The 23,057-nt window shown below is 74.6% G+C and carries 16 protein-coding genes; 10 read left to right on the top strand and 6 right to left on the bottom strand.

Translation table 11 applies throughout. The annotated features are described in order from the left end of the window. Nucleotides 1-49: 49 nt before the first annotated feature. From AB0C22_RS14650 to AB0C22_RS14640, 3 genes are read right to left on the bottom strand one after another with little or no spacing between them, the layout of a single operon-like run. Nucleotides 50-874 (bottom strand): FAD:protein FMN transferase, encoded by an 825-nt coding sequence (locus AB0C22_RS14650; protein ID WP_357535322.1) that lies wholly within the window; start codon nucleotides 872-874, stop codon nucleotides 50-52. Then, the gene (locus AB0C22_RS14645; protein ID WP_357535320.1) at nucleotides 871-1,407 is read right to left on the bottom strand and encodes an FMN-binding protein; all 537 of its coding nucleotides are present in this window, start codon (nucleotides 1,405-1,407) and stop codon (nucleotides 871-873) included. The genes AB0C22_RS14650 and AB0C22_RS14645 overlap by 4 nt, the downstream gene beginning before the upstream one ends. 19 nt (nucleotides 1,408-1,426) lie before the next feature. Then, a complete protein-coding gene (locus tag AB0C22_RS14640) occupies nucleotides 1,427-2,824 on the bottom strand; it encodes a ferredoxin reductase family protein (RefSeq protein WP_357535318.1) in 1,398 nt (465 codons plus the stop codon). A gap of 501 nt (nucleotides 2,825-3,325) precedes the next feature. On the opposite strand from AB0C22_RS14640, the gene AB0C22_RS14635 reads away from it, so the two are divergent. From AB0C22_RS14635 to AB0C22_RS14595, 9 genes are all read left to right on the top strand, one after another. Then, complete coding sequence (locus AB0C22_RS14635) at nucleotides 3,326-3,775, top strand: SAV_6107 family HEPN domain-containing protein (RefSeq protein ID WP_219463972.1); 450 nt, start codon at nucleotides 3,326-3,328, stop codon at nucleotides 3,773-3,775. 146 nt (nucleotides 3,776-3,921) lie between these two features. After that, nucleotides 3,922-4,659, top strand: a complete 738-nt coding sequence (locus AB0C22_RS14630; protein WP_357535315.1) for a hypothetical protein — start codon at nucleotides 3,922-3,924, stop codon at nucleotides 4,657-4,659. Then, nucleotides 4,656-6,443: a DNA polymerase Y family protein gene (locus AB0C22_RS14625; protein ID WP_357535313.1), complete on the top strand. Its 1,788-nt coding sequence runs from the start codon at nucleotides 4,656-4,658 to the stop codon at nucleotides 6,441-6,443. Before AB0C22_RS14630 ends, AB0C22_RS14625 begins: the two co-directional genes overlap by 4 nt. A gap of 445 nt (nucleotides 6,444-6,888) precedes the next feature. Continuing rightward, nucleotides 6,889-10,371 (top strand): error-prone DNA polymerase, encoded by a 3,483-nt coding sequence (locus tag AB0C22_RS14620; RefSeq protein WP_357535740.1) that lies wholly within the window; start codon nucleotides 6,889-6,891, stop codon nucleotides 10,369-10,371. Nucleotides 10,372-10,463: 92 nt separating this feature from the next. Further along, nucleotides 10,464-10,643: a hypothetical protein gene (locus AB0C22_RS14615; RefSeq protein WP_067301863.1), complete on the top strand. Its 180-nt coding sequence runs from the start codon at nucleotides 10,464-10,466 to the stop codon at nucleotides 10,641-10,643. Nucleotides 10,644-10,685: 42 nt separating this feature from the next. Next, entirely contained in the window at nucleotides 10,686-11,456 is a 771-nt protein-coding gene (locus AB0C22_RS14610; protein WP_208569749.1) for a methyltransferase domain-containing protein, read from the top strand. Then, nucleotides 11,453-12,682: a nucleotide pyrophosphatase/phosphodiesterase family protein gene (locus AB0C22_RS14605; protein WP_357535311.1), complete on the top strand. Its 1,230-nt coding sequence runs from the start codon at nucleotides 11,453-11,455 to the stop codon at nucleotides 12,680-12,682. Before AB0C22_RS14610 ends, AB0C22_RS14605 begins: the two co-directional genes overlap by 4 nt. Nucleotides 12,683-12,723: 41 nt before the next feature. Next, entirely contained in the window at nucleotides 12,724-13,986 is a 1,263-nt protein-coding gene (locus AB0C22_RS14600; RefSeq protein ID WP_357535309.1) for a DNA polymerase IV, read from the top strand. Nucleotides 13,987-14,101: 115 nt separating this feature from the next. Further along, nucleotides 14,102-14,497 carry a DUF3040 domain-containing protein gene (locus tag AB0C22_RS14595; protein ID WP_067301847.1) on the top strand — a complete coding sequence of 132 codons (396 nt, stop codon included), beginning with the start codon at nucleotides 14,102-14,104 and terminating at the stop codon, nucleotides 14,495-14,497. Nucleotides 14,498-14,746: 249 nt separating this feature from the next. Here AB0C22_RS14595 and AB0C22_RS14590 read toward each other — a convergent pair whose 3' ends face one another. From AB0C22_RS14590 to AB0C22_RS14580, 3 genes are read right to left on the bottom strand one after another with little or no spacing between them, the layout of a single operon-like run. Beyond that, complete coding sequence (locus AB0C22_RS14590) at nucleotides 14,747-17,221, bottom strand: DUF3488 and transglutaminase-like domain-containing protein (RefSeq protein ID WP_357535307.1); 2,475 nt, start codon at nucleotides 17,219-17,221, stop codon at nucleotides 14,747-14,749. 28 nt (nucleotides 17,222-17,249) lie between these two features. After that, nucleotides 17,250-18,548: a DUF58 domain-containing protein gene (locus AB0C22_RS14585; protein ID WP_357535305.1), complete on the bottom strand. Its 1,299-nt coding sequence runs from the start codon at nucleotides 18,546-18,548 to the stop codon at nucleotides 17,250-17,252. 1 nt (nucleotide 18,549) lies between these two features. Beyond that, nucleotides 18,550-19,608 carry a MoxR family ATPase gene (locus AB0C22_RS14580; protein WP_091237553.1) on the bottom strand — a complete coding sequence of 353 codons (1,059 nt, stop codon included), beginning with the start codon at nucleotides 19,606-19,608 and terminating at the stop codon, nucleotides 18,550-18,552. 497 nt (nucleotides 19,609-20,105) lie between these two features. Here AB0C22_RS14580 and leuS point away from each other — a divergent pair, with 497 nt between their 5' ends. Further along, nucleotides 20,106-22,970 (top strand): leucine--tRNA ligase, encoded by a 2,865-nt coding sequence (gene leuS, locus AB0C22_RS14575; RefSeq protein ID WP_357535303.1) that lies wholly within the window; start codon nucleotides 20,106-20,108, stop codon nucleotides 22,968-22,970. Nucleotides 22,971-23,057: the final 87 nt, after the last annotated feature.

Below are 23,057 nucleotides of genomic sequence, written 5' to 3'. Positions count from 1 at the left end.
CTCCCCGGTACGCCCCGACACCCCGCAGCCGGCCGCCCACCGTGGCGGGTCAGCGGGCGGGCGGCGACCCGGGACGGGTGCCGGGCCAGTGCCCGGTGGCCCGGATCCGGCCGTCGGCGGTCACCAGCAGCGCCTCGTGGTCGGCCAGGCCGGTCAGCCAGGTCAGTGCGTCGTCGGCGTCGCGGGTCATCGCCGCGGTGGCGTACACGTCGGCCCAGAGCAGCTCCGGTCCGACCACGGTGACCGACCGCAGCGCGGTCGCCGGTCGGCCGGTGCGGGGGTCCACGATGTGCGCGCCGCGCCGGGCGGTGCCCGAGGTGGCGACCGCGCCGTCGCGCCGGTCCAGCACGTCCAGCAGGTGGCCGGGGCGGTCCGGGTCCTCGATGCCGACCCGCCAGGCCGGCCGGTCCGCCTCGGCGCGCAGCACCACGTCCCCACCGGCGTTGAGACAGAGGTCGTGCCCGGCCAGATCGGCCAGCCACCCGGCCGCCCGCTGCACCGCCCACCCCTTGACCAGCCCGGACGGGTCGTAGCCGGCACCGCCGGTGGGCAGCGGCAGCCGCCGGGCGTCGAACCGGCCGCCGGTGCGCGTCCGGGCCAGTTCGCACAGCTTCGCCACCTCCCGTACCAGTGGGCTCGCGGTGGCCGGATCGGGTTCCCGCCCGGCCAGCCGTCCGATCTCGCTCTCCGACCGGTAGACGCTGAACGTCGCGTCGATCGTGCCCAGCCAGGTGAAGAACCGCTCCACCCGGGCGGCGACCGCGTCGTCGTGCACGTCCGGGCCGCGCAGGTGCACGCTCACCGGCAGCCCCATCACCTGCACCACCCAGGCCCGCCGGTCCAGCTCCGCCGTCCGGCCCGTCGGCGTGCTCATTTCAGGTGCGCCGCGTCGATGGCGGCCTGGAGGGACTCGCGGTAACCGTCGCTGGTGACGGTCGCCCCGGACACGGTGTCGATCCGGGCGCTCTGCGCGGTGAGCGCCGCCTGCCGCAGGATCGGTACCGCGTAGTCGTTGATCTGCTGGTCCCGGAAGTTGCCGTCGGGCACCTGGAGTGCCGTGACGTCGGTGATCCGCCCGCCCGCCACGGTGATCCGGACCTGCACCGGCCCCCACCGGGTCTGCGCCACCGACCCGTCGTAGCTTCCGCCGCCGCTGTCGCCGGTGCTTGCGCCGTCGCCGGTGTTTCCACCCTCGCCGGTGTTTCCACCCTCGCCGGTGTCTCCGCCCGGCACGCCCGAGCCCGGGTCGGTGCCGGTGGGCGTGTCCCCGGAGCCGGGGGTGGTGCCGCCACGGTCGACGGCGACGGCGCTGGTCCCCCCGCCGACGCCCATGGTGCTGGTCCGGTAGCTGAACAGCAGCACCAGGGCGGTCACCGTGGAGAGCAGCCAGATGGTGATCCGTCGCACGGTTCCCCCTTCCCGCCCGTCACCAGGCGAAGCGTTCGTGATGGACGTGCCGCTCGGGCACCCCGGCGGCCCGGGTCGCGGCCTGCACCGCGTCGACCCAGCCGTCCGGGCCGCACAGGTAGACGTCGTGGTCGGCGATGCCGGGGGAGAGCCGACGCAGCGCCTCGGCGTCCGGGAGCCCGGCCGCGTAACCGGGCAGCCAGGAGGGTTGCCGGCCGCGCGGACCGACCAGGTAGTGGACCGACACCCCGCGTTCGACCGCGAGCCGCTCCAGCTCCGCCCGGAAGGCCAGCTCCTGCGGGGTACGCACGCGGTAGAGCAGCACCACCTGCCCGGGTGCGTACGGCAGCTCCCGGAGCAGGGCCAGCAGCGGGGTGACGCCGATCCCGCAGGCGAGCAGGGTGATCCCGCCGCCGCGCCAGTGCTGCCCGGTCAGCCGCCCGTACGGGCCCTCCAACAGCACCCGGGTGCCCGGTCGCAGGGTGGCCACCCGGGAGCTGTCGTCGCCGAGGTCCTTGACGGTGATCCGCATCAGGTCGCCCGTCGGCGGGGCGGACAGCGAGTACGGGTGCGCCCGGGACCAGCCGGGGCCGGTCAGGAAGCGCCAGCCGAAGAACTGCCCGGCCCGGACCGGCAGCCGGTCCAGGTCCCGCCCGCGCAACCAGACCGAGGTGACGCCGGGCGCCTCGGGGACCACCGCGGCCACCTCGACCCGGTGCCGCAGCGAGCGGTACGCCGGCAGCCCGAGCCGGAACACCAGCACACTGCCCAGCGCCCCCAGGTACACCGTCCACCAGTACGCCCGCGCGGCGGCCGAGGAGACGAAGTCCGCGCCGGTCCACAACTGGTGCGGCAGCGCCAACCCGATCCCCAGGTACGCGTACAGGTGCAGCAGGTGCCAGGACTCGTAGCGCAGCCGACGGCGGGCCGCCCGGACGGAGGTGACCACCACCAGCACCAGCAGTGCCAGCGCGGCGGTGGCCAGCAGCATCCCCGGGTACCCGGTGACCAGCAGCCAGAGCTGCGTCACGGGGTTCTCCCGGGCGGCGCCGGCGTACCCCAGGGTGGTCAGCAGCACGTGGGCCAGCAGCAGGTGGAACGAGGTGAAGCCGGCCAGCCGGTGCCAGCGGGCGATCCGGTCCTGGCCGAAGCGCCGTTCGACGAGCGGCACCCGGGCCATCAGCACCACCTGGACGAGCATCAGGTCGGCACTGAGCAGGCCGGTGAGCCGACCGGCGGAGGTGAGGCCGGTGGCCACCCCGGAGAGCAGTTCCTGCACCCCCCGGTCGGCGGTCCAGAGCGCGACGACGACCAGCAGGCTGAGCACCGCCGCGCTGCCGGCCAGGTCGGCCCACCAGCCGGGGGCGGTGGGCAACGGCCGGCGCGGGGTACCCCGGTCCAGGACGGTGGCGCTCATCCGCGGGGCGTTCCGGCGGGTCCTTCACTCATGCGTTCCACCCTGCGGCGGTGACCTCGGGTCAGGCTTTGCCGTCGCTGTGCGCCGGCTGGGAATCGTCGCTGGCACGCCGTACGCCAGACGTTGCGTTTTCGTCGGGGGCAGGGTGTACTGTCAGAGCAGTTAGAACGAGTGTTCGATTCAGTCGCACACCCGTTCCAACGCCCCCGGGCGGTGTTTCGCGGCGTCGACCCGGGCAGGTGCGGTTTCGCGGACCGCACCGGGTTCCGGGCAGTCGCGAGCCCGGTCCCGTCAAGGCAGGTCGTCGCCCGCCGCCCACGACCCCCGGGCGGCGGGCGACGAACCCGCCGGTTCGCCGGCCGGGTGTGGTGTGGGGAAGCATCCGCACCCGGCCGGCCCCCAGCGGTGCGTCTTCCTCCGCACCACCCGCCCCGGGCATCGCGCCGGTGGACCTCCTCCACCGGGCGTCCCGCCCGATCCGGTCACGCGGAGGAGACAGTCATGCCGACCAACCCGGCCCAGGCGCCGACGGTGCCCGCGCACGTGCTGCCGCACCGCACCCCGACCCAACTCCTCACGGTGGCCCGACACGGGCTGGCCGAGGCCGCCCAGACCCGCCCCGACGGGCTGCGCTACGCCGCCGCCCACCTGGCCGCGCTCCGCGCCGCCGCCGCCCTGCTGGCCGCCCGGGCCCGGCCCGCGCCCGCCCGCCGCCGCCGGATCACCAGCGTCTGGGTGCTGCTCGCCGGGGTCGCCCCCGAACTGGACGAGTGGTCCCGCTACTTCGCCGCCGCCGCCGGCAAGCGGGCCGCCGCCGAGGCTGGCATACCCCGGGTGGTGAACGCCCGGGAGGCCGACGACCTGCTCCGGGCCGCCGAACAGTTCGTGACGGTGGTGGAGCAGGCGCTCGGCGTGACCCACCAGCCCGCCCTCGACGGCCTCGCCGCCTGACCCGGGGGCGTGCCCGGGTCCCCGCCGGGCACCTGATCCGGCCGGCACCGGGCCCGCCGCAGCACCTCGACGCAGCGTCCCACCGCGTCCGGGGCGAGCACGCAGTGCACCTGATCCACGCAACGACACGACGGGGGGTTGGTCCGATGGCGGGCCGCATGGTGGGCGGTTCCGCCGCACTGGCCGCTCTGGTACGCCCGGCGAGCGCTCCGGACCCGGCGGTCGGTCACCGGCTGCTCCCGGTGGCACCCGAGCTGACCGGCCTGCTGCCACACCGGGGGCTGCGCCGGGGCAGCACCGTCGCCGTGACCGTCGGCCAGCCCCGGCGCAGTGGCGGCACCTCCCTGGTGCTGGCGTTGCTCGCCGAGGCGTCCCGGGCCGGGTCGTGGTGCGCGGTGGTCGGGGTGCCCACGTTCGGGGCCGGCGCCGCCGCCGAGGCCGGCATCGCCCTGGACCGGCTGGCCCTGGTGCCCCATCCCGGCCCGGAGTGGCCCACCGTGGTCGCCGCCCTGATCGACGGGGTCGACGTGGTGGTGACCGCCGTACCGCACACCGTCTCCGCCCCGGTCGCCGACCGGCTGGCCGCCCGGGCCCGGCAGCGCGGCTGCGTGCTCGTCCCGTACGGCCGGTGGACCGGTGCGGACGTGACGCTCCAGGTGGTCCGGGGGGTCTGGGAGGGGCTCGGGGCGGGGCGGGGCCGGCTGCGCCGACGCGAGGTCACCGTGTCGGCACGCGGACGCGGAGCGGCGGCCCGTCCCAAGGAGATCACGATGTGGCTGCCCGGCGACGGGCTCACCCGGGTCGTACCCCCCGCCGCGTCGGCCGTCCCCGCCGCAACCGCCGGGCCCCGGCCGGGCGGATTCACCGTGGTCGGGTCCGGGTGACCGGCACGCCCGTGCGCACCCTGCTGCTCTGGTGCCCGGACTGGCCGGTGCTCGCCGCCGAGATCGTCGACGGGGTGCCCGCCACCGGCCCGGTGGCCGTGCTGCACGCCAACCGGGTGGTGTCCTGCTCCGCACCGGCCCGCGCCGCCGGGGTACGCCGGGGCCTGCGCCGCCGGGAGGCGCAGGGGCGCTGCCCCACGCTGACCGTCGTCGACCACGACCCCGGTCGGGACGCCCGCGCCTTCGAACCGGTCGTCGCCGCCGTGGAGGAGGTCGCCGCCGGGGTCGAGGTGGTCCGCCCCGGCGTCTGCGCGCTCGCCGCCCGGGGGCCCGCCCGCTACCTCGGTGGTGAGGAGGCCGCCGCCGAGCGGATCGTCGAGCAGGTCGCCGAGTCCTGCGCGGTGGAGAGCCAGATCGGCATCGCCGACGGGGTCTTCGCCGCCGGCCTCGCCGCGCGTACCGGTCAGGTGGTGCCGCCGGGCGGGACGCCGGGGTTCCTGGCGGGGCTGCCCGTCGAGGCGATCGGCCGCCCGGCCCTGGCCGACCTGCTGCGCCGGCTCGGCGTACGCACGCTGGGCGACTTCGCGGCGCTGCCCGCCGGTGACGTGCTGGCCCGGTTCGGCTTCGACGGGGCCCTCGCCCACCGGCTCGCCGCCGGGCACGACCACCGGCCGCTCGCCGTCCGGCAGCCCCCCGTCGACCTGACCGTCACCGCCCACCACGACGAACCCCTCGACCGGGTCGACGCGGCGGCCTTCGCCGCCCGGATGCTCGCCGAACGGCTGCACGACCGGCTGGCCGGGCACGGGCTGGCCTGCACCCGGCTCGGCATCGAGGCGGTCACCGCGCACGGCCAGGAACTGCACCGGGTGTGGCGGCACGACGGGCTGCTCACCGCCGCCGCCATCGCCGACCGGGTGCGTTGGCAGCTCGACGGTTGGCTCTCCGGCGGCACCGGTCGGGCCGGTGCCCGACCGGCCCGACCGACCGCCGGGATCATCCGGCTGCGGCTGGTGCCCGACGGGCTGCTGTCCCGGGGTGGGCTGCAACCCGGCCTGTGGGGGGAGGTCGGCGAGGAACGCGACCGGGCACACCGGGCGTTGAGCCGGGTGCAGGGCATCCTCGGTCCGGAGGCGGTGGTCACCGCCGTGCTGGGCGGTGGTCGGTCCCCGGCCGACCAGACCCGCCTGGTCCCCTGGGGCGACGAACGCCTCCCCGCCCGTCCCGGCCCGCCCCCACTGCCGGGCGTCACCGAGGCGCAGCCTGGTGCCGCCGGGCGGGCGGTGGCACAGTCCGGTGGCGTCGGGCGGGCGGTGGCGCAGTCTGCTGGTGCCGGGCGGGCGGTGACGGGGGCCGGGGGCGTTGGGCGGGCGGTGACGGGGGCCGGGGGTGCCGGGCAGGCGGTGACGGGGGCCGGGGGTGCCAGGCGGGGCGGGCCACGGCGGCCGGGTCCCGTACCGCCCTGGCCGGGGCGACTGCCGCCACCCGCGCCGGCCGTGGTGCTGCCCGTTCCGCTCACCGCGACCGTGCACGACGCCACCGGCGAACCGGTGCTGGTCAGCGCCAGGCTGGTGGTCAGCGCGGCGCCCGCCCGGCTGGCCGTCGGCGGCACCGCGCCGACGGAGATCGTCGGCTGGACGGGCCCGTGGCCGGTGGACGAGCGGTGGTGGGCCCCCGCCGAGGCCCGTCGCCGGGCCCGGTTCCAGGTCTGCCTGGCCGACGGTGCCGCCCTGCTGCTGGCCGTCGAGGCGGGCCGGTGGCTGGTGGAGGCGATCTATGACTGACCGGTGCTCCGGGCTGGTTCGGTCCGGGCTGGTCTTGCCTGGGCTGGCCTCGTTCGCGCTGGCCTCGTGTGCGCCGGTGGGACCTTTCCGGGCTGGACCCGGATCGGCCGGCTGCGTGCAGGTCGGCCGTGTGTCGGCCGGTGGTATGCCGGTCGGTCGGGTGCGCGCTGGTTCCGGGTCTGCCGGAGTGCTGCCGGTTCGGGCATTGCCGGCTGACCGCGTGTCGGCTGACCGCATGCCGGTCGGCTGTATGCCGATCGGTGCGGTGTTCCGTCCGGGGTCACCCCGCGTCCCGACGATGTTTCCGGGTGAGTGGTATGCCTCAGCGGCATAAATATGCCTCAGTGGCATATCACTCATCGGGAGGACCATGGCTGTCCGTAGTGGCCACGCCCGGTCCCACCGCCGCACGCAGAAGGCCGACCCGCGCTACCGGGGCGGCCGGATGAGCTTCCACAATCCGAAGCTGCCCTGGTCGGAGCTGGAGCGGGTGCTGTCCGGACGGTCCACCACCGACGGCGGCGCGGACCACCGCTCCCGTGACGACCGCTCCCGTGACGACCGCCTCCGTGACGACCGCCTCCGGGACGACCGCCTCCGGGACGGCGGGGCCCAGGACGGCGGGGGGCGGGGCGGGCGGCGGCGCGGGGAACGGCACCTGCACGTGGTGGACCCGCTCGCCGAGGCCGACGGCGGCGACTCGCCGGCCTGGACCCGGCACCGTGAGCGGTACGCGCCCCCCGAGCTGGCCCGCCCGGACGACCCGGTGCCCTACGCCGAGCTGCACGCGCACACCAACTTCAGTTTCCTCGACGGGGCGAGCCACCCGGAGGAACTGGCCGAGGAGGCCGCCCGGTTGGGGCTGACCGCGCTCGCCGTGACCGACCACGACGGGTTCTACGGGGTGGTCCGGTTCGCCGAGGCGGCCCGTACGCTGCGCCTGCCCACGGTCTTCGGGGCGGAGCTGTCGCTGGGGCTGCCCGGCCCGCAGCAGGGCGAGCCCGACCCGCTGGGCCGGCACCTGCTGGTGCTCGCCCACGGCCACGAGGGGTACGCCCGGCTCGCGTCGGTCATCTCCCGGGCCCAGCTACGCGGCGGGGAGAAGGGCCGGCCGGTCTACGGCGAGCTGGAGGAGGTCGCCGCCGAGCTGCGCGACCACGTGTTGGTGCTGACCGGTTGCCGCAAGGGGCACGTGCCGGCGGCGCTGCTCACCACGGGGGTCGACGCGGCGGCCCGGGAGCTGGACCGGCTCACCGCGCTGTTCGGCGCGGAGACGGTGGCGGTGGAGCTTACCGACCACGGGCACCCGGTCGACGCCGACCGCAACGACGCGCTCGCCGAGCTGGCCGCCACCGCCGGGCTGCCCACCGTGGCCAGCAACAACGTGCACTACGCCAGCCCGGGGCGACGACGGTTGGCGACCACCCTGGCCGCTGTCCGGGCCCGCCGTAGCCTGGACGAGATCGACGGTTGGCTGCCGGCTGCCGCCACCGCCCACCTGCGCAGCGGTGCGGAGATGACGGCCCGCTTCGCCGCGTACCCGGGTGCGGTGTCCCGGGCCGCCGAGTTCGGCGCGGAACTCGCCTTCGACCTGCACCTGGTCGCGCCCCGGCTGCCGGCGTACCCGGTGCCGGCGGGGCACACCGAGATGAGCTGGCTGCGCCACCTGACGCTGGCCGGGGCGCACGAGCGCTACGGGCCGCCCGGGGCGCACCCGGAGGCGTACGCGCAGCTGGAACACGAGCTGCGGATGATCGACGAGCTGGGCTTCCCCGGCTACTTCCTGGTGGTCTACGACATCGTGGCGTTCTGCCGCGCGCAGGACATCTACTGCCAGGGCCGGGGTTCGGCGGCCAACTCGGCGGTCTGCTACGCGCTGCGGATCACCAACGTGGACGCGGTACGGCACCGGCTGCTGTTCGAACGGTTCCTCGCCCCGGAACGCGACGGGCCACCCGACATCGACGTGGACATCGAGTCCGACCGGCGGGAGGAGGTGATCCAGCACGTCTACGCCCGCTACGGCCGGGAGCACACCGCCCAGGTCGCCAACGTCATCTCCTACCGGCCCCGGTCGGCGGTGCGGGACGTGGCGAAGGCGTTCGGCTACTCGCCCGGCCAGCAGGACGCCTGGAGCAAGCAGATCGACCGCTGGGGTTCCGTCGCGGCGGTCGACGTCGAAGGCATCCCCGAGCAGGTGGTGGCGTACGCCAACGAGTTGCAGACGTTCCCCCGGCACCTCGGCATCCACTCCGGCGGGATGGTGATCTGCGACCGGCCGGTGATCGAGGTGTGCCCGGTGGAGTGGGGGCGGATGCCCGGCCGCAGCGTGCTCCAGTGGGACAAGGACGACTGCGCGGCCGTCGGGCTGGTCAAGTTCGACCTGCTCGGGCTGGGCATGCTGTCGGCCCTGCACTACGGCTACGACCTGATCGGGTCCAGGCTGGACCTGGGCGACATGACGTTGGACGACCCCGAGGTCTACGACATGCTCTGCCGGGCCGACTCGGTCGGGGTGTTCCAGGTGGAGAGCCGCGCCCAGATGGCCACCCTGCCCCGGCTGAAACCCCGCGAGTTCTACGACCTGGTGGTGGAGGTGGCGCTGATCCGGCCCGGCCCGATCCAGGGCGGCTCGGTGCACCCGTACATCAGGCGCAAGAACGGCCAGGAGCCGGTGACGTACCCGCATCCGCTGATGCGCAACGCGCTGGAGAAGACCCTCGGCGTGCCGCTGTTCCAGGAGCAGCTGATGCAACTCGCCATCGACCTGGCCGGCTTCGACGCCGCCGGGGCCGACCAGTTGCGCCGGGCGATGGGGGCGAAACGGTCGGTGCAGCGGATGGCGCAGCTCGCCGACCGGCTCTACGCCGGGATGGCCGAGCGGGGCATCACCGGCGAGTTGGCCGACGACGTCTACCGCAAGCTCACCGCGTTCGCCAGCTACGGCTTCCCGGAGAGCCACGCGATGAGTTTCGCCTACCTGGTGTACGCCAGCTCGTGGCTCAAGCGGCACCATCCGGCGGCGTTCCTGGCCGCCCTGCTCAACGCCCAGCCGATGGGGTTCTACGCGCCGCAGACCCTGGTCGACGACGCCCGGCGGCACGGCGTCGAGGTCCGCCGGCCGGACGTCAACGCCAGTGGGGCCGGGGCGGTGCTGGAGTCCACCCCGCAGACCCGGTGGGGGAGCGTGCCGGGGGAACCGCCGCACGCCTGGGGGCTGGGCGGTCCGGCGGTCCGGCTCGGGCTGGGCGGTGTGCGTACCCTCGGCGACGACCTGGCCGGGCGGATCGTGGCGGAGCGGACGGCGCACGGGGCGTACCGGGACATGCCTGATCTGGCCCGGCGGGTCGGTCTCACCGCGGGTCAGCTGGAGGCGCTGGCCACCGCGGACGCCTTCGCCTGTTTCGGGCTGACCCGGCGGGAGGCGCTCTGGGCGGCCGGGGCGGCGGCCCAGGACCGGCCGGGCCGGCTGCCCGGCACGGTGACCGGCGCGGCGGCCCCGACCCTGCCGGGGATGGAGGCGGTGGACCGGCTCGTCGCCGACGTCTGGGCCACCGGGCTGTCCCCGGAGACCCACCCGGCCCGGTTCGTCCGGGACCGGCTCGACGCGCTGGGTGCGGTGCCGATCGCCCGGTTGGGGCGGGTGGAGTCGGGTCGGCGGGTCCGGGTCGGCGGGATCGTCACCCACCGGCAACGGCCGGCGACCGCCGGTGGGGTCACCTTCCTCAACCTGGAGGACGAGACGGGGATGCTGAATGTCACTTGCTCCCCGGGGCTGTGGCAGCGCTATCGTCGAATCGCCCGCACCAGCAGCGCCCTCGTGGTCCGTGGTCGGTTGCAGCGGCACGAGGGGGTCACCAACCTCACCGCCGACCGGCTGGACCCGATCACGCCGCCGGTGGAATCCGCCTCCCGCGACTTCCGGTGAAGTGATCCACATTACGGTTTTCCGGGCCGGGAGACGGGAGAATTCCGGCACGCGCGGGCAGAGCGGCCCGCTCGCGGCAAGGGGGATGACCAGTGACGATGGACAGCACGTACACCGGTGGACTGGCGAACGCCCGGCGTACCCGGCTGGGCGCCGGTTGGACGCCCGCCCAGGACGCCGAGCCGCGGGAGTACCAGGTGACCGAGGGCCCGGTGGCGAACGACCGCCGGTCCCGCGCCGAGGAGGACCCGGCCGGCGGCGGCGAGATCTGAGCCGTCGGCGTCGGCACCGCCAGCGGGGGTCGGGTGAGGCGGGTGACTAGGCTCCACCGGGTGGAGCAGAGCACCCGAGGTCGGTTCGTCGAGCCGCCGTTGACCCCCCGTACCGCCGTCATCTGGTCGGTGCTCGCCGCCGAGCTGGACCGGCGGGCCGACGACACGCTGACCGTGCTCGACGTGGGCGGCGGCACCGGCGGCTTCGCCGTGCCGCTCGCCCAGGCCGGCCACCGGGTGACCGTGGTCGACGCCAGCCCCGACGCCCTCGCCGCCCTCACCCGCCGGGCCGCCGAGGCCGGGGTGGCCGACCGGGTCCGCGCCGTGCAGGGCGACGGCGACGCGTTGACCGGCCTGGTCGAACCGGCCTCCGTCGACCTGGTGCTGTGCCATGCGGTGCTGGAGGTGGTCGACGACCCGCTGCCGGTGACGACCGCGCTGGCCGCCGCGCTGCGCCCCGGTGGGGCGGCGAGTGTGCTGGTCGCCGGGCGGGCCGCCGCCGTGCTGGGTCGGGCGATGAACGGTCACCTGGACGTCGCCGCCGCGCTGGCCGCCGCCACCGACGGCGCCGCCGGCCCCCGGGACACGCTGCGCCGCCGCTTCGACGCCGAGCAGGCCACCGCCCTGTTGCGCGCCGCCGGCCTCACCGTCGAGGAGATCCACGGGGTACGCGTCCTCGCCGACCTGCTGCCCGCCGCCGTCGCCGACGGTCAGCCGGGTGCCCTGGTCGAGTTGGAGAAGGCGCTGGCCGGGCGTCCGCCCTACCGGGATCTCGCCGCCCAACTGCACCTGTTCGCCCGCCGCCCGGCATGACCGACCTGCCCCCGGCCGGGACGACCCTGCCCCCGGCTGCTGTGCCGGTGGACCGAGCGGCGGGGCCGGTGCCTGCGGCGGACCCGCTCGCGGTGGTGTCGCCGCGCTACGGCGGGGGCAGCCTGGCCGACGTGCTGCCCAGCGCGCTGGCCGTGCTCGGTGTGCCGGGCGCGGTCGACCTGCTCGGGCTCGCCCCCGGCCTGGCCGGGGTACGCCGGGTCGCCGTGCTGCTCGTCGACGGTCTCGGCTGGTACCAGCTCCCCACCGCCGCCCGGTACGCCCCGACCCTGACCGGGCTGGCCGCGACGGTGGGCCGCCCGCTCACCTGCGGCTTCCCCTCCACCACCCCGACCAGCCTGGTGACCCTGGGCGCGGGCGCGGCCCCCGGCACGCACGGCGTGCTCGGCTTCACCGTCCGGGTGCCCGGCACCGACCGGGTGCTCAACCACATCGACTGGCACGGCGACCCGGACCCGCTGCACTGGCAGCCGGTACGCACCCAGTGGCAGCGGGCCCGTGCCGCCGGGGTCGCGGTGAGCGTGGTGAGTCGTCCCGAGTACGCCGGCAGCGGGCTCACCCTGGCCGCCAACCGGGGTGGCGACTACCGGGGCGCCGCCGGGGTGGACGCCCTGGGCCGGACGATGCTGGCGGCGCTGTCCGCCGGGGCCGGCCCCACCCTGGTCTCCGGCTACCACCCCGACCTGGACCGGCACGGGCACCTCAGCGGGGTCGACTCCGCGCCCTGGCGGATCGCCGCCGCCGAGGTGGACGGCCTGCTCGCCCGGCTCGTCGACGGGTTGCCGGCCGACGCCGCGCTGCTGGTCACCGCCGACCACGGCCAGCTCGACGTGCCGGCGGCCCACCGTTTCGACCTGGACACCGATCTGCGGCTGCGGGCCGGCATCCGGGTGGTCGCCGGTGAGCCCCGGGTGCGGTACCTGCACGTCGAGCCGGGGGCGGTGGACGACGTGGTGGCCACCTGGTCGGCGGTGCTCGGGCCGGCCGCCCGGGTGTGCACCCGGGCGGAGCTGGTGGCCGAGGGCTGGTTCGGCCCGGTCGCCGAGGAACACCTGTCCCGGGTCGGTGACGTGGTGGTGACCTGCCGCGACACGTACGCGGTGCTGGCCACCCGGTCGGAGCCGCCGGCGGCGTCCCGGCTGGTGGCGTACCACGGGGCGGACAGCGCGGCGGAGATGACCGTGCCGCTGCTGGTGGTCCGGGGCTGACCGCCGGGCCGGTTGTCGTACCGGGCGGCTAGCCTGCGGTGATGGGCCGGAGCCAGTCGTTGCCGCGTGGTGCTGGTGACCCGCGTTTCGGGCCCGACGCCGACGACTCGGCCAGCCCGATCCTGCACGTCGACATGGATGCCTTCTTCGCCTCCGTCGAGGTGCGTCACCGGCCCGAGTTGGCCGGCCGTCCGGTGGTGGTCGGCGGGGTCGGGCCGCGGGGTGTGGTCAGTTCCGCCAGCTACGAGGCCCGCCGCTTCGGCGTGCGCAGCGCCATGCCCACCGCGCGGGCCCGCGCGCTCTGCCCCGGCGCGGTCTACCTGCCCCCCGACTTCGCCCGCTACCGGGCGGCCTCCGACGCGGTGATGCGGATCTTCCGGGACGTCACCCCGCTGGTCGAGCCGCTCTCCCTCGACGAGGCGTTCCTCGACGTGACGGGTGCCCGCCGGCTGTTCGGCCCGCCCGCCGCCATCGCCCGGCGGATCCGGGCCCGGGTCGCCGCCGAGCAGGCGTTGACCTGCTCGGTCGGGGTGGGGCCGAGTAAGTTCGTGGCCAAGCTCGGCTCCACCCAGGCCAAGCCGGACGGCCTGCTGGTGGTGCCGGCCGATCGGGTGTTGGAGTTCCTCCACCCACTGCCGGTCGACGCGTTGTGGGGGGTGGGGGAGCGGTCCGCCGAGACGCTGCGGCGGCTCGGCCTACGCACCGTCGGCGACCTGGCCGAGGCACCCGCCGGGATGCTCCGCAAGGCGCTCGGTGTGGCGTCCGCGACCCACCTGCACGAGTTGGCCCGGGGGCGCGACGCGCGCCCAGTCAGCCCGGACCAGGTGGAGAAGTCGATCGGGGCCGAGGTGACCTTCGACGTCGACGTCGTCGACCCGCAGGAGATCCGGCGCGCGCTGCTCGCCCTCAGCGAAAAGGTGGGCAGTCGGCTCCGGGCGGCCGGCCAGGTCGGCCGGACCATCTCGATCAAGGTCCGAATGTCCGATTTCCGCACCGTCAGCCGGTCCCGCACCCTCGACGGGGCGACCGACGTGGCCCGGGAGATATTCGACACGTCCTGGGGCCTCTGGACGGTTCTCGACCCGGGTGAGCCGGTCCGGCTGGTCGGCGTCCGGGTGGAGGGCCTGGCGGGAGCGGTCGACACCCCGCGACAACTCACGCTGGGCGCACCGGAGCGGGGATGGCGGGAAGCGGAGACCGCCGCCGACGCGGCGGCTGCCCGTTTCGGGCGGTCCGTCATAGGTCCGGCCAGTCTGCTCGGTAAACGTGATCCCCGGCGCGGGGAAAATAGCAGTCGGCCATAGGTCGTCCCGCTTTCCGACGCGCGACCCCCCTCGTAGACTTGGCGGCAAGCAGCCGGATGGCTGCCACGGTCTGTCGGCCCGACCGGGCCGACCAACGTGACCGGGGAGGAGTGCCGTGCCGCTCTCGGAGCACGAGCAGCGGCTGTTCGAGCAGATCGAGCGGTCGCTTGCCGAGGACCCCAAATTCGCCTCGGCCGTGCGCGCCAGCGACCCGCGTTTCCATACGCGGCGTCGCCTGCTCGTCGCTGCCGGCGTGGTGGTCGTCGGCCTGGCCCTGTTGGTCTACGGCGCGGTGATCAAGACACCGCCACTGGCAGTGGCGGGCTTCGTCGTCATGCTGGCCGCGTTGGGCTATGCGGTGCAGTCGCACCGGCGGGCGCAGTCACCGGACCTGCACGTGGTGGGCGGCACGACGAGTCGTCGTCGTCCGCGTGGCCGGGGCGGCCGTCGGCCGTCGCTGCTGGACCGCATGGAGGATCGGTGGCGGCAACGTCCGGAGGGACATCGCTGAACCCGGCCCACCCCTGAGGGTGGACGGGCGTCGCCGACGACGGTAGGTGCCGGACCTGTGGTCCGGCCACCTCCGTCATATCGCCATGCCCGCGCTCTGCTGCCAGCCAGGTTGCCCACCCGGGCCCGTCGGTGCCCCCACGCCGCCCGTCACCATCCCTGGCCCACTCCCGTGCGGCGACGTGGCGGTGTCCAGGACGGCTGACACGGCTGTATCGCCCCACGAGCGGCCCGCCCCGCCGGGGCGGGGTCAGGCGCGGCGGGTGGCGAGCAGGCGGCGCGGGTTCCAGCGCAGCAGCAGGCGGCGGAGCCGGCCGGAAGCCGTCACCAGACGCGCCGACGTGTCGCCGAGCGAGGTACGCCAGCGCAGCAGCACCGAGGGGGGCAGCACGGCGGCGAGGAACCGGGTACGCCGGTCCGCCCGCGCGGCGAGACTGTCGCGTACCGTCCGCAACGCCGGGTGCAGCGGTTCGCCGGTGAGCGGGTCCCGGGCGTACCGGGCACGTTCCTCGGCGCGACCGAGCAGCCGTACCGCCGTGGCGGAGCCGGCGTCCTCACCGACCGCCTCCCGGGCCAGCCGCTCGGCGGTCGCCCGGGGCGTCTCCGTCCGGTCGATCCGCACCCGGTAGTCGACCAGGGTGTCGAGCAACTCGTCCCAGGCCGCGTGGGCGTCCGCCCGGGCCCGTTCGGCGTCCACGCCCAGCACCGTCATCGGGATGCTCCCGCCCGCCCCGTCGTCGGGGGCGGGCCCGGCCGCCACCGGGGTCGGCAGGTGGTGCCGTTGCCGGCGCAGCGCCCGCCGCCGCAGCGCCGGGACGGCCAACAGCGCCGCCACCGCGAGCAGCGCGCTCACCGTCCACCAGGGCCAGGTCGGGGCACGTTCGACGGGAGCGCCGGTGGTCGGGTCGAAACCAGCGTCGGTGTCCTTGTCGGCGGCCTCGTCCCGCTGCGGTCCCGTGGTGGCCCCCGGGTCCTGCGGGGCGGCCGGCGCGGCGGTGTCCGACGGCTCCGGGTCCGGGGCGTCGGAGTCCGGCGCCCACGCCGACCGGTTCGCCCCCTGGACGCCGTACGCCGGGGTGGCGTCGAACGGGACCCAACCGAACTGGTCGAAGTAGACCTCCGTCCAGGCGTGCAGGTTCCGGTTGGTCAACGTGTAGGTGTCCCCGTTGGCGCTGCTGCCGTTGGTGAAGCCGAACGCCACCCGGGCCGGGATGCCGGCCTCGCGTACCAGCCAGGCCAGCGCCGCCGCGTACTGCTGGCAGTAGCCGACCTTGTTGGTGAGGAAGTCGACGATCTCCTGGCCGCTGGTGCCGCCCTTGGTGCTCAGCGAGTAGCTGAAGCCGTTCTCCCGGGAGAAGTAGTCGTAGATCGCCCGGACCCGGTCGTAGTCGGTGGACTTCCCCTCCACCAGCCGGCTGACCAGCAGGCTGACCTCACGGACCTCCGGGGTGCGGGTCTGTTGCAGCCGGATCGGGTGCTCGGCCGGCAACGGGCGGGCCCGACGCAGCGCCGCCGGGGTGAACGTCGAGCGCACGTACTCGAACGAGTAGCGCTTGCTCCGGGAGTTGTCCCGGTTGGAGAAGACCACCCCGAGGTTCTGGTCGTACGACCAGTTGCCGTTGAGCCCGTCGAAGCTGACCGGGTCGGTGTAGAGCGGCACGAAGGGCATGCTCAGCGTGCGGTTGATCTCCACCGTCGCCCGGTAGGTCCGCTGCTCCACCCCCGGCCCGGTGCGACCCGACGGGTCGGGCAGCTCCCGGTTCACCGGGCGGCCGTTGGGCGGGCGTACCCGGAAACCGTCCGGGCGCAGCTCGTCGGCGACCCCGAAGCGCAGGTAGAACGGGTTCTGCTCGGTGGTGGTGACCTTGACCATGTCGGCCACCTCGGACTGGTTGAGCTGCCCGCTGAGCGACGCGAAGAGGTCGATCCGGCCTGGCCCGCCACCCTGCCCGGGGCGGCCGGTGCCGGTGCCGGTGCCGTTGCCGGCGGTGTTGAACTGGTCCAGCAGCCCACCGGTCATCCCCGGCACGGCCAACGGCAGCACCACGGCCAGCGCCACCCCGACCACCGCCAGCCGGCGACCGGCGGCGGCCAGCGGGGAGGACTCCCAGACGTCCACGTCGCGGCCCTCACCGGTGAACCGGCGGCCGAACCGGCGGACCCGGTCGACGTTGTCGGTCACCAGCAGCCAGAGGTAGCCGGCGGCGCCGACCACGAACGGCAGCGCGGGGACGCTGTCGACGTAGACCGCGACCGGCACCGAGTAGATGGCCAGCATCGGCAGTCCGGCCAGGGCCGGTCGCCGCAGCCCGACGGCGAGGACGTCGACCACCACCGCGACCGCGCCCACCCCGAGCACGCTGATGAACAGCAGCGGGGTGGTGTCGGGCACCTTCACCCCGTAGGAGCGCATGTCCTGCAAGGAGCCCTGCGCCAGCTCGCCGAAGTGGGCCAGCGTCGCCGGCGTGGGCAGGAAGGCGATCAGCTCGCCACCACCGGGGAAGAGCCAGGTCAGGGCGAGCAGCAGACCGGCGAGCATGCCCAGCACCTGACCCCACAGGGGGGCCCGGACCAGTCGGGTGAGTGCCGCCGCGCCGGCCACCACGGCGACCGCGATGGCGGACTGGATCAGCCAGGTCCACTGTTGGAAGATCGACGACAGTGGTGCCGCGGCGAGCAGGGTCGCCACCGCTGCCACGAAGCCGATGTTCCGGGACGCGATCACGACGTCACCCTTCCTGTCGTCGGACGGCTCACCGGACGGCCCCGGCGACCGTCTCGGCGAGGGCGGCACGCAGCGCGAAGCCCTGCGAACCGCGCCCGGCCTGCGGCCAGAGCACCGGCAGTTGGCCGTCGTGGTTGACCCCGATGACCCGCCAGCCGCCCTGCAACAGGGCCAACGCGGCGGCGGCGTGGGTCTGCTCGGCCTCGAACCGGGCCCGTTCCGGCAGGCTGAGCCAGGTGGAGCTGTTGAGCACGAAGCCGACGCACGTCGCGCCGCTGCCGCGCAGCCCGCTCAGCAGCTCCGCCTCACTGGTGGTCAGTGAGCCGAACAAGGCGATGATCAGGCCCCCGTCGGCGCGTTGCCGGACCCGCTGCACCAGGGTCGCCACGTCACCACGCTGGTCGAGCCGGACGTCGGCGAGCTGGTCGAGGAGCAGGCCGTCCCCGGTGGCCTCGGTGGCGTCCACGTCCACCCCGTCCCCGGTGACCAGGCGCAGCTTGTAACCGGCCTGCCGCAGGTGCGAGGCGATGCTGGCGGCGGCGGAGACCGACCACTCGAAACTGGCCGTGGGACCGTCGCCCCGGTGACCGTGCGCCCGGGTGTCCAACAGCACCGTGGCCCGGCTCTCCCAGGGCTGTTCCTCCCGGCGCACCATCAGCTCACCGGTGCGGGCCGTCGACTTCCAGTGCACCCGGCGCAGATCGTCGCCCCTGCGGTACTCCCGGGTGGCGGCGTCGTCCTCGCCGTGCACCGCCACCGACCGGGCCCGGCTGTCGCCGCTGCCGGCGTACTCGCCGGGTAGGCGTACCGAGGGCAGCGGGGTGACCTGCGGGATCACGGTCAGCTGCTCGGTGCTGGGGAAGGCCCGGCTCAGCTCGCACAGCCCGAACGGGTCGGTCATCCGGACCACCAGCGGGCCCACCTCGTAGCGGCCGCGTACGTCGGCGCGGACCGTGTACGCCACCGAGCTGGCCTGGTGCGCGCCGAGCCGTTCCAGCACCACCCGGGGCCGGCTGCCCAGCGCGTAGGGCAGCCGGTCCTCCAGCAGCAGGGTGCCGGTGGGTAGCCGGGACATGTTCTGCAACCGCAGCACCACCCGGGAGCTGGCCCCGACCGGCACCCGGTGCGGGTCCAGCGAGCGGTTGCAGGCCAGTTTGTAGCGGGTCCGGCCGACGTACAGCGCGGCGAGCAGCGGCAGGACGCCGAGCAGCACCGCCACCCGGAGCAGGTCCCGTTCGCCGAGGATGCCGGCGGAGATCGCCGCGGCGATCGCCGCCGCCAGGAACGACCGGCCCCGGGTGGTCAGGCCACGCAGCCCGGCACGCACGTCACGGCCTCCGCGGCTCGAACGGCGGGCGGCCGTTGCCGGCGGCGGGGCGGGGGGTGTCGTACCCGGTGGGACGCTTGCGGTCCGCCGGCAGGGCCAGCCGGTGCACCAGCTCGGCGACGATCGCGTCGGTGGTGCGGCGGGCCAGCTGGGCGTCGGCGGTGGGGATGATCCGGTGGGCCAGCACCGGCACCGCGAGCGCCTGGAGGTCGTCGGGCAGCACGTAGTCGCGGCCCTCCAGGGCGGCCACCGCGCGGGCGGTGCGCAACAGTTGCAGGGTGGCCCGGGGGGACGCGCCCAGCCGCAGGTCGGGGGCCTCCCGGGTGGCGGTGACCAGGTCGACGGCGTACTGCTTGACGGCGTCGGCGACGTGCACGTTGCGGACGGTGGCGATCAGGCGGCGGACCGTGTCGGCGTCGGAGACGGGCCGCAGCTCCTGGAGCGGGTCGGCCGCGCCGTGCCCGTCCAGCATGGCCAGTTCGGCCTCCGGGCCCGGGTAGCCCATCGCGATGCGGGCGGTGAACCGGTCCCGCTGCGCCTCGGGGAGGGGGTACGTCCCCTCCATCTCGATCGGGTTCTGGGTGGCGATCACCATGAACGGGGTCTGGAGCTGGTAGGTCACCCCGTCGACGGTGACCTGACGCTCCTCCATGCACTCCAGCAGGGCGGACTGCGTCTTGGGGGAGGCCCGGTTGATCTCGTCGCCGACCACCAGGTTGGCGAAGACCGCGCCGGGGCGGAACTCGAAGTCGTGCGTCTCCTGGTTGTAGACGCTGACCCCGGTGACGTCGCTGGGCAGCAGGTCGGGGGTGAACTGGATGCGCCGCACCGAGCAGTCGATGGACCGGGCGAGCGCCTTGGCCAGCTTGGTCTTGCCGACTCCTGGGACGTCCTCGATCAGCAGGTGACCCTCGGCGAGCAGGACGGCCAGGGCGAGCCGCACGGTGGCTGTCTTGCCCTCGATGACCTGCTCGATGTTGGCCACCACGGCCTCGCTGGCGGCGCGGAACTCGTCGTGCGGCAGTACGCCGCCCACCTCGTCCCAGGTCTGTTGTGTCACGGGCCTTCTCCTCGTCGCGACGGCAGCTCGGTAAAGAGCACCTGGACCCGTCGTTCGGTTCGCAACGGGAAGCCTCGTCTGCCGCAGGAATCGCACTGGTCTCTCAGGCTAACCATGTTTACGGTGAACGCCGAACCCTGCCGGAAGTCGGCCGGTCACACAGCGGATATTCGTCAGGTCGGGGGACCCGACGCGGCCGGGTGCTCACGGAAGGTGACCGTCGGGGCGGGTGCGGTCCCCGGCCTGCGGCTGCCAGGGGGTAGACTGCGGGACATGAGCGCAGTCTCCCTGCTTCTTACCGGGCCGTGCTGATGCGCTGACGCGCGACAGCACGGCGGCCCCTCCTGTGCGAGGGGCTTTTTCGTGCCCGCGGCAGGGTCCTGCGGGCCCGACGCTCCCCAGATCCGACACGACCGCGCCGGTCCCGCCCGAGGGCACCGGTCCCCGATGATCGCGTCAGTGCGACACGACCGCGATGACCGCGCCAAGGAGTAGGTATGAGTGAGGCAGCCGCACCGGCGGGCGACATCCCCCCGTTCCGGTACACCGCGGCCATGGCCGACGAGATCGAGCGTCGGTGGCAGGACACCTGGGAGCGGGAGGGGACCTTCCACGCACCGAACCCGACCGGTCCGCTGGCCGACCCCGGGCACCCGCGGGCGGGCGCGGAGAAGCTGTACGTGCTGGACATGTTCCCGTACCCGTCCGGGGCGGGACTGCACGTCGGCCACCCGCTGGGCTACATCGGCACCGACTGCTTCGCCCGCTACCAGCGGATGGCCGGGCGCAACGTGCTGCACGCGATGGGCTTCGACGCGTTCGGCCTGCCCGCCGAGCAGTACGCGGTGCAGACCGGCACCCACCCCCGCACGACCACCGTGGCCAACATCGAGCGGTACAAGGCGCAGCTGCGCCGGCTGGGGCTGGCCCACGACGACCGGCGCTCGGTGGCCACCATCGACACCGACTTCTACCGGTGGACCCAGTGGATCTTCCTGCAGGTCTTCAACTCCTGGTACGACGCCGACGCCCGCAGGGCCCGGCCGATCGCCGAGCTGACCGCCGCGTTCGCCGCCGGTGACCGGCCCACCCCCGACGGTCGGGCCTGGGCCGAGCTGAGCCCGGCCGAGCAGCGGCGGATCGTCGACGACCACCGGCTGGCGTACGTCTCGCAGGCGCCGGTGAACTGGTGCCCGGGGCTGGGCACCGTGCTGGCCAACGAGGAGGTCACCGCCGACGGCCGTTCCGACCGGGGCAACTTCCCCGTCTTCAAGCGCAACCTGAAGCAGTGGATGATGCGGATCACCGCGTACGGTGACCGGCTGCTGGACGACCTGGACACCCTGGACTGGCCCGAGTCGATCAAGCTGCAGCAGCGCAACTGGATCGGCCGGTCCACCGGCGCGCACATCGACTTCGCCACCGGGACCACCGATTCCGGTGTCGCGGGCGAAGCCCGCATCAGAGTGTTCACCACCCGGCCGGACACCATCTTCGGGGCCACCTACCTGGTGCTGGCCCCCGAGCACGAGCTGGTCGACGCGCTGACGCCGGCCGCCTGGCCGGCCGGGACCCGGGACGCCTGGACCGGTGGGCACGCCGGCCCCCGGGAGGCCGTCGAGGCGTACCGGAAGGCGGCGGCGGCCAAGACCGACGTGGAGCGGCAGGCCGACACCAAGGAGAAGACCGGCGTCTTCGTCGGCGCGTACGCCACCCACCCGGTCACCGGTGGGCAGATCCCGATCTTCATCGCCGACTACGTGCTGGCCGGCTACGGCACCGGCGCGATCATGGCGGTACCCGCCCAGGACGAGCGGGACTGGGCCTTCGCCGAGGTGTTCGAGCTGCCGATCGTGCGGACCGTGCAGCCGGTCGACGGGTTCGACGGGAAGGCGTACACCGGGGACGGGCCGGCGATCAACAGCGCCGCGCCCGAGCGCGGCCTGGACCTGAACGGGCTGGGGGTGGCCGACGCCAAGGCGGCGACCATCGCCTGGCTGGAGGCCAACGGCCACGGTGTCGGCGCGGTCACCTGGCGGCTGCGGGACTGGCTGTTCTCCCGGCAGCGCTACTGGGGCGAGCCGTTCCCGATCGTCTACGACGCCACCGGCGCGGCGATCGCGCTGCCCGAGGAGATGCTGCCGGTCGAGCTGCCCGAGGTGGACGACTTCTCCCCGAAGACGTTCGCCCCGGATGACGCCGACAGCAACCCGGAGACCCCGCTGTCGCGGCGGCGCGACTGGGTCGAGGTGGAGCTGGACCTGGGCGACGGGCCCCAGCGGTACACCCGGGAGACCAACGTGATGCCGCAGTGGGCCGGCTCCTGCTGGTACGAGCTGCGCTACCTGGACCCGACCAACTCCGGGCGGTTCGTCGACCCGGAGAACGAGGCGTACTGGATGGGCCCGCGCGCCGAGGGTGACTGCGGGGGCACCGACCTGTACGTCGGGGGTGCCGAGCACGCCGTGCTGCACCTGCTGTACGCCCGGTTCTGGCACAAGGTGCTGTACGACCTGGGGCACGTGTCGTCGTTCGAGCCGTTCCGCAAGCTGTTCAACCAGGGCATGATCCAGGCGTACGCCTTCCGCGACTCCCGGGGCACCCCGGTGCCGGCCGAGGAGGTCGTCGAGGTCGACGGCCGCTGGATGCACGGCGAGCAGGAGGTGACCCGCGAGTACGGCAAGATGGGCAAGTCGCTGCGCAACGTGGTCACCCCGGACGACATGTGCGCGGCCTACGGCGCGGACACCTTCCGGGTGTACGAGATGTCGATGGGCCCGCTGGAGGTGTCCCGCCCGTGGGAGACCCGGGCGGTGGTCGGGTCGTACCGGTTCCTGCAACGGGTCTGGCGGGCCGTGGTCGACGAGCAGGCCGGCACGCTGCGGGTCACCGACGCGCCCGCCGACACCGAGACCCGCCGGCTGCTGCACCGGGTGATCGACGGGGTCCGGACCGACATGGAGGGCATCCGGTTCAACACCGCGATCGCCAAGCTGATCGAGCTGACCAACGCGGTGACCCGGCTGGAGGAGACCCCGCGCGAGGTGGCCGAGCCGCTGGTGCTGATGCTGGCCCCGTTCGCCCCGCACGTCGCCGAGGAGCTGTGGCGGATGCTGGGCCACGACACCTCCCTGGCGTACGCGGACTTCCCGACCGCCGACCCGGCGCTGCTGGTCGCCGACACGGTCACCTACCCGGTGCAGGTCAACGGCAAGGTCCGGGGCCGGATCGAGGTGCCCGCCGACGCGCCGCAGGAGGCCGTCCGGGCGGCGGCCCTGGCGGCGGTCGCGTCCGCGCTGGCCGGCAAGGAGCCGCGCAAGGTCATCGTGGTGCCGGGCCGGCTGGTCTCGGTCGTCGCCTGACTGTGAGCATGGCGGGGTCGGTTCATCAGTGGTGAGCTGATGGTCGGCAGTAGCAGGTGTGACCCTTCGCCTGACTGGTTTCGTGCC

The sequence above is a fragment of the Micromonospora sp. NPDC048894 genome (genome assembly GCF_040649765.1).
Classification (GTDB): Bacteria; Actinomycetota; Actinomycetes; order Mycobacteriales; family Micromonosporaceae; genus Micromonospora; species Micromonospora antibiotica.
The sequence above is the reverse complement of the archived record's forward strand: the minus strand, read 5'-3'. Positions and strand labels throughout refer to the sequence as shown.